We start from the raw sequence: 12,006 nt of genomic DNA, 5'->3' as shown, positions 1-12,006 counted from the left end.
CCCAAACTATAAACCTCTAAGCTAGCTGCATTGGTCAACCGACTTGTTGTGCAGATGCATATTGACAGCAACGCGCATCTCATCAATATCAAACGGCTTGGTAAAATGCATCAGGGCCCCCAGCTTGGTCGCTTCCTTAATCATGTCCAGCTCTCCGTAGGCCGTCATCATAATGACTTTGATCGCCGGATTAAGCTCCTTCAAATGCTTGAGAATCTCCAGCCCGTCCATCCCCGGAATCTTCATATCGAGCAGAACCATATCCGGCGATTCGTTCTTCACGATCTCCAGCGCCAATTTCCCGTTAGCTGCCTGAAAGGTGGCATAACCTTCACTATTGAATACTTCCATGAGGAGAATCCGGATTCCATTCTGATCGTCGACGATTAACACTTTCTTTTTTTCCATACGATACCCTCCCAGAGTTTAAGGCAGATTGTCCATACCGCGCCCTCTCACAGCTAACGGCCCCGCTTCAACTTAGTCTATACGAAACCTATTATTCGTGCTTTGCAGCCAAAATCCTGCTAATTGGCTAAAATGCGTAAATCTATGCCATATACAGGTGTATTTCCAGTTGAAAAACGGGAGTACAGTCCCCTTGAACTCCGTGAGCTATTGTGCCAAGCAAACAATGTTCTAGCGAGAAATTGAAGGATAATTGACATCGCGTGTTATATTCAAAGCAAAAAATTGAAGGATTAGCAACTTATAGATTATATTTCAAAAAAGAAGCCCCCTAATGGGGGCTCCGGCAGGCCTGTTCATCAAATTGTTAGATTTGCTCAGAATGTGCAAGTGAAGCTTTGACAAATTCACGGAACAACGGCTGCGGACGGTTCGGACGGGAGATGAATTCCGGATGGAACTGCACGGACAGGAACCACGGATGACCCGGCAGCTCGACAATTTCCACCAGACGTCCGTCAGGGGAGGTCCCGGAAATGACCAGTCCTGCTTTTTCCATCTCATCACGGAAGGCGTTATTGAACTCATACCGGTGACGATGGCGTTCATAGACCAGCTCATCATCGTAGCAGGACATAGCCAGTGAATCCGGCAAAAGCTTACAAGGATACAGTCCGAGGCGCATGGTTCCGCCCATATCTTCAACATCCTTCTGCTCTGGCAGGAGGTCAATCAGCGGGTACGGAGTAGCAGGATCGATCTCGGAGCTGTTCGCCCCAGCCAGTCCCAGAACGGAACGGCCGTATTCGATTACGGATACCTGCATCCCCAGGCAGATTCCGAAGAACGGAATGGACTTCTCCCGCGCATAGCGGATAGCCGAGATTTTGCCTTCGATTCCCCGGTCGCCGAAACCACCCGGAACGAGAATCCCGCCGATGCCGCCCAGCAGCTCATGGACATTCTCATCCGTTACCAGCTCTGCATCCACCCACCGGAGCTTCACATCCGCATTGGAGGCAAATCCGGCATGGGACAGAGACTCAACAACACTAAGATACGCATCATGAAGCGCTACATATTTACCAACGATAGCAATCTCAACGGTACGCTCCAGCTTCTGAATCCGCTCCAGCATACTCTCCCATTCACGCATATCCGGTGCAGGTGTGGTCAGCTTCAGGTGATTGACGACAATCTCATCCAATCCTTCGTCACGCAGGTTAAGCGGAACTTCATACAGGGTTGAAGCGTCGCGGCATTCCACAACGGCATTCTTATCAATATCGCAGAACAAAGCAAGCTTGGCCTTCATATCATCGGTCAACGGATACTCCGTACGGCATACGATCACATTCGGCTGAATTCCGATGCTGCGCAGTTCCTTGACGCTATGCTGTGTCGGCTTTGTTTTGACCTCACCGGCTGCTTTGATATAAGGAATCAGGGTAACATGAATGTACATGACATTCTCCCGGCCGATATCGCTCTTGATCTGACGGATGGCTTCCATGAACGGCAGACTCTCGATATCGCCCACGGTGCCGCCGATTTCTGTAATCACTACATCCGAGCCTGTCTCACGGCCGGCGCGGAATACGCGTTCCTTGATTTCGTTCGTAATATGCGGGATAACCTGTACAGTGCCGCCTAGATATTCCCCGCGGCGTTCTTTGCTGATGACCGAGGAATAGATTTTGCCTGTCGTTACATTGCTGTTCTTCGACAGGTTAATGTCAATAAACCGTTCATAATGCCCAAGATCCAGGTCCGTCTCCGCACCGTCATCGGTTACGAACACTTCCCCGTGCTGATAAGGACTCATTGTTCCCGGGTCCACGTTAATGTAAGGATCAAATTTCTGGATCGTTACCTTCAGACCTCTGTTCTTGAGCAGTCTGCCCAGCGAAGCAGCGGTAATGCCTTTGCCAAGGGAGGACACGACGCCACCCGTTACGAAAATATACTTTGTCACTCTAAAACCCTCCTAAATAAAGTCCAGAAATTCAGGGGACGCTTGCTGCTTATCGTAACCCTTTTTTCCATCATCCAACCGGGGAACCGGAAAGTTGCTTCCACCCGCCGACATTCAGGACCGAACGGCCCTGAAACCGCAGAAAACCGCAACAAGGATAAGAAACATTATTGCGCGAAGCACAGCCCTTATTATCTTTAAAAAAAACAAAAAAGTGACACCCGTAGACCCGGGGCACTTTTTATTTTAAGAAAACATATTAACTTTCATTATAAGCCCATGCAATAGTTTACTCTGACGGTCCTGCCCCTGTCAAGGGACGAATTATCCCGCCGGAGAGACTATTCTAAAATTAATCTTCTTCTTCCTCATCGGCTTCATCTTCTTCGCCGTCTTCGGAATCTTCCTCGTCCGCATCGTCTTCGTCAATGTCGTCTTCATCAATGACCACATCTTCGTCAACTTCCTCTTCGCTGTCGTCGTCTGAATAGAGGTCGTCGCGATCTTCATCAATCGCATCGAAATCCTCTTCCTCGGCAGCGTAATTCTCATCTTCTTCAGCAAAGTCGTCATCTTCCAAATCGTCGTCCTCATCGTTGATGATCCGCACGCGCTTGGTGTTGCCGACAGGGTCATCGGAGCGTTCCAGCGGATACCAGCGCTTCAGGCCCCACAGGTTGGTTCCGACACAGGCAAAACGCCCGTCAATATTAATCTCGGTATATAACTGGGCAATCGTATCTTGGCTCTCTTGTTCGGTCATACCGCGCAGCTTGGCAACCTCAACCATCAGATCACGGTAGTAGTAAGGCGTATTGGCACCCTTCAGCACCAGGAAAGCCAGGTCTACCATCGGCATTTCTTTAACTTTCTCAGGGTCCAGCTTTAAATTGAGTGGCGTACTCACTAAAGGACACTTCCTCTCACGCATTGTTCACATTAACTCATGCTTCATTCATGATATCCATTAACAAACCTAAGTAAAACCTATTTGCGGGTAAATTGCAAGTCTATTGCAGCAAGATCCGGAAAGAGAATGTGCGGTACTTCAGCCGGGGAAGGCTTGTCCGCTCGCAATGGGCGATAAACGCGGCGTTCCGCGTGAAATAGAAGGATAAGTTATATGTGAAACCTGTAATTTCTTAAGTTTTTAAAAAGGCGGAGGGAAATCCCTCCGCACATGACTGTATCCACGCCAAGGATCGGCTCCTTACGGGATGTTGCAGGGAGCCTTGCGGTTCCCTCTGTTTATTTTATGTGAACTATCGCTTTTTGACACGATGGGCAGCCTATTTCGTTAAAAAAGGGCAAGTTCCCATTCGGAGACCCTCCCGCCTTCATACTATATGGCAGCACGGCACCGAGGAGGGGACGGCGTAACTTATGGATTATTACGGATTTTGGCAGATGCTGCTTGAAGAAATGAAGGCTGCCCCCAAAAGTGCACAGCGGCACATTGTGACCTTCAACGACCCCCGTATGTATGCCGGAGCACTCTCACAGTGGAAGTCCCTGAAGACAAAGAAGCCTGGTCTGCGGCAGGTTCAGGTATCTGCACTGATCCAGGCTTTCTTCGTGCCCGCTGCGGGAGCAGGGAAGCTGATGGACCGTTATGCGGATTCCCTATGTATAGAAGAAGACCACCGGATTCAGGTTCACTCGGCCTTGGCGGACCCCAGCGGTCCTTCCATGATGCCCTGGGGCGTTAAGGCTATCCGCGCGCCGCAGGCCTGGTCGAGATCCACCGGTGTACACGTGAAGATCGGCGTCATTGATACGGGCGTTGACTTCCGCCATCCCGATCTGAAGCATACGCTGGCTTCCGGGGTAAATCTGCTGAACCGCGGCATGATGCCGCTGGATGACAACGGACACGGCACACATATTGCCGGAACGCTGGCCGCAGCCGGGGGCACGCGCAGCATGATGGGCGTAGCCCCCCGGGCGCTGCTCTATCCGGTCAAGGCCTTCGACCACAACGGCTCCGCCTATGTGTCGGACATTGTCCTTGGCATCGATTGGTGCGTACAGAACAAAGTCGATATCATCAATATGAGCTTCGGCATGAGGAACCGGAGCAAGGCTCTGCATGATGTAGTGATCAAGGCCTACCGGGCCGGGATCGCCATCATCGCCTCCTCCGGCAACGACGGCAAGCGCGGCGGGGATTACCCCGCGCGGTATCCGGAGACTATTGCCGTAGGCGCCCTTGACAGAAGGCAGCGCATCGCGGCCTTCAGCAACCGCGGACCGTACATTGACGTCTACGGTCCGGGCGAAGGTATCCCCTCCTGCTGGCTGCGGGAGGGGTATAAGGAAATGAGCGGCACCTCCATGGCGACCTCCCATGTCACCGGTGCCGCGGCCCTGCTGCTCGCGCTGCGGCCGGGGCTGTCGCCCCGCGAGCTGAAGCTGCTCCTGCGCCGCACCGCCTCGCCGGTGCGGCTGCGCAAGGGCCAGCGCCGCGCCTCCCTGGGCGGCGGTGCGGCCGATGCGCTGCGCCTGCTGCGCGTAGGCATCCGGGCCCGGCGCAGTGGCGGCGGCGCTGGCAGCGGCGGCAGTAGCGGCGGAAGCGGCGTTGCCAAGGCCGCGGCCGCGAAAGCGTAGGTGCGCGGCGGAGGTCCGCGATATCGGCTGTTGCCATAAGCAAGTGGAATAACGTATCTTAATTCGGCAATTTTCAAAGGTAAGGCGGGAACAAGTGGATAAAGTACATCTAGGTAGTTTTGACTCAGACAGACAGCAAACAAAAAAGAGCCACTTGGAGACATTGATCCACGGGGCAAGTACAGCTCCTTCATAAATTCTACAGCTATTTTTCCGTGTTTTAGCATCATCTGTTAAACTAAAGGGGCGAGCGAACCCGACAAAGTTTCTCGCCCAAAGTCGATTGTTCACCCAATCGGCTTTTTTAATTGCTCTCCGATCACATTGTACTGATTAATCAATTCATCCAGTACCATCGATTGCTTGATTACAGCAGGATGCTGAAAATTCCCATACTGGTTTGTCAGGGTGTAAAGGCGATTCCGGGCACGTTCAATCCGAAGTTGCATGAGCATGCTTTTTTTCATCGTTGAGCAACATCTCCTTTGTGTAATATTTTAGGTTTTTATGTCAAATGATTACTCGATACTCAGATGGCAACTCACCATTTTTTTGCTAATACTGGTTACAACAAATTTAAAATGCCGTCTTAATGCACAAAAAAGCTTTCCCTTGAAGGAAAGCTTTTTTGTGCATTACAATGAAGTTGTCAACACCTTAGCCCCAACCGACACCATGCCCCATTGTGATTAGTGTAGTCATAATAGGAGCCACAGTCGCAACAAGACAACTAAACGAAACTAAGAGGAACCACGTTCTTTTTCGCATTGATCCGATGCACCTCACTCGCGAGTTTTTTAAATTTCTTTTTCGCTTCTTGATCTGCATAATCACGATATTGCTCAAAAAGAGTCATACAGGTAATCACATTCCGTACACTGTTTATATTAACAGAAAAATCCAATCCTTCTAATATAAGATTTATTGCATTGCCCTGATTTTTCTTGAATGTATATACTCCCAAGTCACTTAAAAACTGAGCGCTCTTCTCCGAAATGACGGAGACATTGTACTGACCTTGTTCACCCGCCATCTCCTTAAATGGGAAGTAATCAGAGAAACGTTCCAAGATACGATCAATGTCATAACCAAATTGATTGGCTGCTTGGACGATCTGACTCAACGCGATAAAAATCTCTTCCGGGTGGTCAGCCACAAAGTCGGCATACTCATCTATGGCTTGAGCATCACCAGACATCACCCGGTATAGGTAACCATTAGCTATGGCCCATTCAGAAAACTGTTTTTTATACCTAGCTGCTGACTGATCTTTTTCCCGTATCCAGTCCGCTTCAGCATAAAGAGACACATATTTCAAAGCACCAGCGTAATCCTTATATTCTTCGCATACAGCCGAGCGCACCAGCCAAGCATAAAGGATGTAAAAGTAGATTGGTCGTTCAGGCTGCTTCTCACTTCCTCCAACGGCTTGTAAGTCATACTGAATTTGAGAAATTCGAAGCATCTCAGCAGCCAGTTCATCTACTCTTTTCCACTTATGTACTGTAACCAACACATCAATAAGGCGCTTAAGTGCTTCCAACTGGTCGGCTTCATGTAAACGATTCACATAATCTTCAAATACCATGGCTGCTCTATAGTTTGATTCCAAGTCAGTCCCTAGCTCGACTAAAAATAAACGATAACGGCAAAATGCCAAACGCTCAGAATGCTGAAATTTTTCAGCTTTACTCACATTATCATAGAGCAATGCCGCTGCTTGATGATGCTTGCTGGCAAATAGTTCTTCAGCAACATCAAATAACGCTGGAACATAAGACAAATTATCCAATAGCCGCAGAACAATCCACTCAATGCAATCCAGACGATCCAGCACTGCGCACTTGATAATAAACGGACGTATTCGGCGCATCGAAGCAAAAAAAGCAAAACACTCTTCTACATATGAACCGAACAGAGCATCTTCCGCTAACCCCAGCGCCCCCGTGATTAATTCTAATTGCTTTACTGAGATTGGCCTACTCCCCTGAAGTATCCGGCTAAGTGATCCCGAATTGATTCCAGAAATCTCAGTAAATTTTGCGTAGCTCATATCATTGGCCCGCATATACTTCAACAAAATCTCACGTATAGAATTTTTAACTTCCAAATAGATACAATCTCCTTTCAAAAAAGTTCCAAAACGGTGGTCAACAACGCATTTTCGTATTTATTTACGTGAACACGCGAAGAACTCAATCATCGGAAGGAACATGGCGCGCGCCTCCATCTTTCCACATGTTATGCATACAATATGTGGAAATTATACCCTAAAAGAACCTTAAAGTTCAATGATATATTTTTTGAACTTTCAGAACTCTCCAAGGTTGTCCAATCACTGGTCTACACTTCTAGTAGGAAGGGGTGATAACCAACGTGAGCGACTTGGCAAAAGCAATTGGAGAGCAAATTCGGCACTACCGGACCTTGGCAGGAATGACGCAAGAACAGCTAGCTGAAGCGATAGAGTCTCAAGGGACTTACATTGGCCGCGTGGAACGCGGTGAGCAAAACATACAGCTTCAAACGCTGGAAAAGATTGCTGAAGCGCTACATACGCAGATTGCTATTACATTTGATCATGAGCAATACGAACGCTTCAAAGCTGACGAATGGATTTGGAAGATCGTTCTGCTTTTAAAGGAACAAGATCATGAACAGCAACAAAGGGCATACCGAATCTTGCGCGAAGTGTTTACAAATTTCTAATACAGCTGTTTTGCGCCGGTTACGCTTCTGGCCAACCCGGCGTTAATCTGTCCCAACCGCCCCCCAGTCCCTCCCCTTGTACTAACCTTCCTGTTGTTTCTTTTCCTTTCATTCCTCTGGCGGCGCGTTGGTCCACATTAAAACAACCGCCTGAATCCAGGCGGTTGTTTTGCATCCTATATGTAGTGATTTCAATCCGTTCTGCCCATTAGGGAGATAGCGAAGAAACTTACTTTAATGGTTCAAGCGAAGCGGCCGCTCTCTCATAATCAGCCTGAAAAAAGGTTCTAGCTGAATTCATACTGAAATACAGTCCGTCTTTCTCAAAGTATAAAGACGTTGCTCCATTCTCTTCAGTAATCCATTTCCCAGATACATTTTTTGAAAGTTCAACTTCTTTAGTCGAAGCAATCTCGTTAGTTGGTTTAAGTTCTTCTTTGGATTGAGTGATTGAACCTCGAATAAATACAATACGGACTTGATTGTCTTTAACTTCTACACGATCCAAGTAATCATCAACACCTAAGCCTACTGTAGGGATGTAAACTTTATCTAATCTGGCTTTCTTAGCAGCTTCACTAATTTCATTTTTTTGTTCTGCTGTATAAGATAGTGGCTCTGCTTCTGTCATTCCTTCACCTGCATTATTGGTCGAATTTACATTCTGATTTTGTGCAGTTTCAGGAGAGGTTGAATTATCTAAAGTAGAATTTTCATTCTGACTGCATCCTGCTAATAAAGCACCAAACAGCAGGCCGGTAATCAGGGCTTTCCCTTTATAGTTCATGTAAATATCCTCCTTGTTGATCTGTCACCTCACTATAATAGACTGAACTGCTCTTTCAAAAGTTTCATAATATTCTCATATAAGCTTCTTTTTTGAAACTCTTCATAGGTCCAGCAAACTTAAGCGCAGCTGCTTAATCCGGCAAGATTCCCCTGACAGTTCCGTTGTTCCAACGAGATCCTCACCAATTCTATTTCCCGTCACTATACAATCCGGCCGTAAGCTCGGAGGCATAAGCGTACGGTACGGCGGGGTACTGGCTCCTTCAACAAACAAATGGAATAATGTATCTTAATTCGCCAATTTTCGAGAAATAGACGTAAGCAAGTGGATAAATGACATCTAATTTTGTTTGAATTCGCTAATGTGGGTTAAATGTGCTGACATAGGTGCTATTTATCCAACTGCTGTTGCCGCAGGGTTCATCCGTTCATCAGCAAGTGGACAAAATCCACCTGTCTCCCGTCCACCTGTCATCTGACCGGTTCCGCCGTACACTTTCGGCAGAACCGGTGGCATGACGAGACCAAAAGCGCCACCCCCGAAAAGGGGTGGCGCTTAGCCTGGATAGCTCCAGCAAGTTACATCCGGTCTGGTGCGGTAACGCCAACCAGACGCAGAACGTTGGCAATCGTCGTCCGCGCAGCGCCCAGCAGGGCAAGACGGGCAACAGTCTGAGCGGCATCCTCGGTGATTACGCGCTCTGCCTTGTAGTAGCTGTGGAACAGAGAAGCGAGGTCGTATACATAGCGGACCAGACGATGCGGCGCGTAGCCTTCAGCAGCAATCGTAATTTCCGCAGGCAGCTCACCGATTTTGCGGAGCAGGTCATATTCATGAACAGCGGTCAGCTTGCTGTAGTCGATCTTGTCTGCTTCCGGCAGCACAATCCCCTGCTCCTCCGCCTGGCGGAAAATGCTGCAAATACGCGCATGTGCATACTGCACATAGAATACAGGGTTCTCATTGGATGTCGAAATGGCCAGATCCATGTCAAAGTCCAAATGCGAATCCATACTGCGCATGGTGAAGAAGTAACGGATGGCGTCCACTCCGACTTCTTCCATCAGGTCTTCCATGGTAACGGCTTTGCCGGTACGCTTGGACATCTTGACCTTCTCGCCGTCCTGGAACAGGCTGACCATTTGGGCAATCAGCACGACCAGCTTCTCGGGGTCATTACCGAGGGCCGCCATGGCTGCCTTCATCCGTGGAATGTAGCCGTGGTGGTCCGCTCCCCAGATGTTGATCATTGTATCGTAGCCGCGGCCGTATTTGTCGCTATGGTAGGCAATATCCGGTGTGAGGTACGTATAGGTGCCATCATTCTTAATCAGCACGCGGTCCTTATCGTCACCGTATTTGGTGGTTTGCAGCCAGGTGGCGCCTTCTTTGTCATAGACTTCACCGCGTTCACGAAGCTCATCCAGCGAACGCAGCACTTCCCCGTTCTCATAGAGAGAGGTTTCGCTGAACCAGATATCGAAGTTCACGCGGAACCGGCTGAGGTCGCGTTTGATTTTGTCCAATTCCTTCTCAAGGCCGTAGGTGCGGAAGAATGCCGCCCGGTCCCCCGGTGTCATGGCGAGCAGGGAATCGCCCTTCTCCGCTACCAGCTCCCTGGCGAAGCCTTTGATATCTTCTCCATGATAACCGTCCTCCGGCATCTCAGCCGGTTGGCCCAGCTCCTGCAGGTAACGGGTCTCGATGGATTTGCACAGATTGGCGACCTGGTTCCCGGCATCGTTAATGTAGTACTCCCGGGTCACCTTGTATCCGGCATAATCCAGCACGTTGCATAGTGCATCACCGACGGCAGCTCCGCGGGCATGTCCCAGATGAAGGCTGCCTGTAGGGTTCGCGCTGACAAATTCCATCTCAACATGCTTGCCCTGGCCTATATCCACACGGCCATAATCGTCACCCTGCTCGGCCACAAGTGCAATAACGGGATAGAGATAGCTTTTGGACAAAGTGAAGTTGATGAAGCCCGGTCCGGCAATCTCGGCCTTCTCAATAGAAGCGCGGGCGGTATCCAGGTGCTCAATAATCGCCTCGGCAATCTGCCGCGGGTTGCGCTTCGCGAGCTTGGTCAGCTGCATCGCTGCATTCGTGGCCATATCTCCGTGAGCCTTGTCCTTCGGAACTTCCAGCACAATGGCAGGCAGCTCTTCGCGGGACACCAGACCGGCAGCTACAACTGCATCGGCGATGGCCTCCTTCACCCGTTCGTGGGCAAGCTGAAGCGGATTTAAATTGTGTGTCATGATTGTGGTTCCTCCTGTATATTCAAACTTATAGCGAACTGTCCTGAACATTCCCCGTATACGTAGAGATCATATTCCCATGAAACCGCAAGCGATCTTCCTTCGCGCTTGATGTCTAATTTCTTAGTGTCGGTGGTGAGATTGAATTGTGTATAAGGCGAGCGGTAGAATCCAGGCAGCGGTTGCCCCGTCTCAAAAGACTGCTCCGACTGGACAGCGCCATGGCGGATCAGCTTGATTCTGCCCTCTGAAATCTTCAGCGTGTTCTGTATAGTAGCCTCTGCGCCCTCCGGGCCGGGCTGCCGCTCTTCATAACGGATATACAGTGACTGCCCCTTAGGTATGACTTCACCTGCAGCCTGTACCACATTCCGCTCTGTGCCCTGCACACTTACCAGTGTTACAGAAACACCGTATTTGCCTTGCTGCCCTTCAGTCATCACACGTTCCTCGCTTATTCGTACTTGTTATTCATAGAGGTCATATTCGCTTTCCCATTGTACACTATATCCAGATCGGGAGAGCAATTCAATGGATATTTCATCTATCACCAACCATCACAGCGGCAGTAATGCCACGCTATCCATGCTCCGGAGCTGGCTGATCATGGACGTCCAGGCTTCCGGCTTATCCGATAGTACAGCGTAATAACGGGTCAGGAAATCGGCCACGAGCGGCGCTGCAATTCTCTCCAGCTCTTCACTAACGGGCATGAAGCAGAGATCAAGACCGGACACCGCCTCACCGTCCCCCTGCCAGGAAGGATGAACATACGGAATATCAATCCTTCTATAGCCCAGATGCGACAGGACCTCACGGCGGACGAACGGGTCCATCGGCTTAATTCCGCCAAAATCATACGCGACCCGGTAAGGATCGTAGATCTCGGCGAACATGCCCAGCAGCTCCCGATTATTATCCCCGGCCAGCTTATGCAGGTCCTTCAAGCGGTTATGAGCCAAAAAACGCCCGATGCCCAGGCCCTCCCGGCCAATGATGGTGAAGTCGGTCATCGCCACATTCCAGTCCGCATAATAGCGGTACTCCGTAGTGCCTACAACAGTCCCCTCATGCACGGCAGCGAACACACGAATGCCCGGGTCTTCCAGCGGCTCCTTCCACAAGCTGTATTCCAGCACTTCCTCGGGAGGAAAGACTTCGGACAATAACTGGTGTACCTGTCTGAACAACGGATCGGCAAGCGCTGTAATTCTTCTATATTCCATAGTCAACGAACTCCTTCAATGATCGGT

Annotated in this window: 11 protein-coding genes; 2 read left to right on the top strand and 9 right to left on the bottom strand. The window is 49.6% G+C overall.

Annotation, left to right across the window (positions count from 1 at the left end; all coding sequences use genetic code 11):
* Nucleotides 1-21 precede the first annotated feature (21 nt).
* The 3 genes from KDC22_RS00590 to rpoE all read right to left on the bottom strand — a co-directional run bounded on the left by KDC22_RS00590 (nt 22) and on the right by rpoE (nt 3,290).
* Entirely contained in the window at nt 22-408 is a 387-nt protein-coding gene (locus tag KDC22_RS00590; RefSeq protein ID WP_042132729.1) for a response regulator, read from the bottom strand.
* Nucleotides 409-775: 367 nt separating this feature from the next.
* Nucleotides 776-2,383: a CTP synthase gene (gene pyrG, locus KDC22_RS00585; RefSeq protein ID WP_173141111.1), complete on the bottom strand. Its 1,608-nt coding sequence runs from the start codon at nt 2,381-2,383 to the stop codon at nt 776-778.
* 352 nt (nt 2,384-2,735) lie between these two features.
* Complete coding sequence (rpoE, locus tag KDC22_RS00580; protein WP_173141109.1) at nt 2,736-3,290, bottom strand: DNA-directed RNA polymerase subunit delta; 555 nt, start codon at nt 3,288-3,290, stop codon at nt 2,736-2,738.
* 476 nt (nt 3,291-3,766) lie between these two features.
* On the opposite strand from rpoE, the gene KDC22_RS00575 reads away from it, so the two are divergent.
* Nucleotides 3,767-4,990 (top strand): S8 family peptidase, encoded by a 1,224-nt coding sequence (locus KDC22_RS00575; protein ID WP_211721743.1) that lies wholly within the window; start codon nt 3,767-3,769, stop codon nt 4,988-4,990.
* A gap of 287 nt (nt 4,991-5,277) precedes the next feature.
* Here the strand turns inward: KDC22_RS00575 and KDC22_RS00570 are convergent, their stop codons facing one another.
* Both KDC22_RS00570 and KDC22_RS00565 read right to left on the bottom strand, forming a co-directional pair.
* Nucleotides 5,278-5,457: an aspartyl-phosphate phosphatase Spo0E family protein gene (locus tag KDC22_RS00570; protein WP_173141105.1), complete on the bottom strand. Its 180-nt coding sequence runs from the start codon at nt 5,455-5,457 to the stop codon at nt 5,278-5,280.
* Nucleotides 5,458-5,720: 263 nt separating this feature from the next.
* A complete protein-coding gene (locus tag KDC22_RS00565; protein WP_246553203.1) occupies nt 5,721-7,100 on the bottom strand; it encodes a helix-turn-helix domain-containing protein in 1,380 nt (459 codons plus the stop codon).
* A gap of 266 nt (nt 7,101-7,366) precedes the next feature.
* On the opposite strand from KDC22_RS00565, the gene KDC22_RS00560 reads away from it, so the two are divergent.
* Nucleotides 7,367-7,699: a helix-turn-helix domain-containing protein gene (locus KDC22_RS00560; protein WP_246553201.1), complete on the top strand. Its 333-nt coding sequence runs from the start codon at nt 7,367-7,369 to the stop codon at nt 7,697-7,699.
* A gap of 229 nt (nt 7,700-7,928) precedes the next feature.
* On the opposite strand, the gene KDC22_RS00555 is transcribed toward KDC22_RS00560, so the two are convergent.
* The 4 genes from KDC22_RS00555 to KDC22_RS00540 all read right to left on the bottom strand — a co-directional run bounded on the left by KDC22_RS00555 (nt 7,929) and on the right by KDC22_RS00540 (nt 11,979).
* A complete protein-coding gene (locus KDC22_RS00555; RefSeq protein WP_173141103.1) occupies nt 7,929-8,486 on the bottom strand; it encodes a hypothetical protein in 558 nt (185 codons plus the stop codon).
* A 581-nt stretch (nt 8,487-9,067) separates the two neighbouring features.
* Complete coding sequence (gene argS / locus KDC22_RS00550; protein WP_211721742.1) at nt 9,068-10,753, bottom strand: arginine--tRNA ligase; 1,686 nt, start codon at nt 10,751-10,753, stop codon at nt 9,068-9,070.
* Nucleotides 10,750-11,193 (bottom strand): YwiB family protein, encoded by a 444-nt coding sequence (locus KDC22_RS00545; RefSeq protein ID WP_173141099.1) that lies wholly within the window; start codon nt 11,191-11,193, stop codon nt 10,750-10,752. Before KDC22_RS00545 ends, argS begins: the two co-directional genes overlap by 4 nt.
* A gap of 117 nt (nt 11,194-11,310) precedes the next feature.
* The gene (locus tag KDC22_RS00540; protein ID WP_211721741.1) at nt 11,311-11,979 is read right to left on the bottom strand and encodes a GNAT family N-acetyltransferase; all 669 of its coding nucleotides are present in this window, start codon (nt 11,977-11,979) and stop codon (nt 11,311-11,313) included.
* Nucleotides 11,980-12,006 lie beyond the last annotated feature (27 nt).

The organism is Paenibacillus tritici, assembly GCF_018207515.1.
In the GTDB taxonomy this organism is placed as follows: domain Bacteria; phylum Bacillota; class Bacilli; order Paenibacillales; family Paenibacillaceae; genus Paenibacillus_AQ; species Paenibacillus_AQ tritici.
Note: the sequence above shows the minus strand (reverse complement) of the source record. Positions and strands in the feature narration are given on the sequence as shown.

Bases quoted from the DNA above. Each gene is read 5' to 3' on its own strand.
- KDC22_RS00590 (WP_042132729.1), bottom strand. From the start codon at position 408: ATGGAAAAAAAGAAAGTGTTAATCGTCGACGATCAGAATGGAATCCGG.
- KDC22_RS00575 (WP_211721743.1), top strand. From the start codon at position 3,767: ATGGATTATTACGGATTTTGGCAGATGCTGCTTGAAGAAATGAAGGCT.
- KDC22_RS00570 (WP_173141105.1), bottom strand. From the start codon at position 5,457: ATGAAAAAAAGCATGCTCATGCAACTTCGGATTGAACGTGCCCGGAAT.
- KDC22_RS00555 (WP_173141103.1), bottom strand. From the start codon at position 8,486: ATGAACTATAAAGGGAAAGCCCTGATTACCGGCCTGCTGTTTGGTGCT.
- argS (WP_211721742.1), bottom strand. From the start codon at position 10,753: ATGACACACAATTTAAATCCGCTTCAGCTTGCCCACGAACGGGTGAAG.
- KDC22_RS00545 (WP_173141099.1), bottom strand. From the start codon at position 11,193: ATGACTGAAGGGCAGCAAGGCAAATACGGTGTTTCTGTAACACTGGTA.
- KDC22_RS00540 (WP_211721741.1), bottom strand. From the start codon at position 11,979: ATGGAATATAGAAGAATTACAGCGCTTGCCGATCCGTTGTTCAGACAG.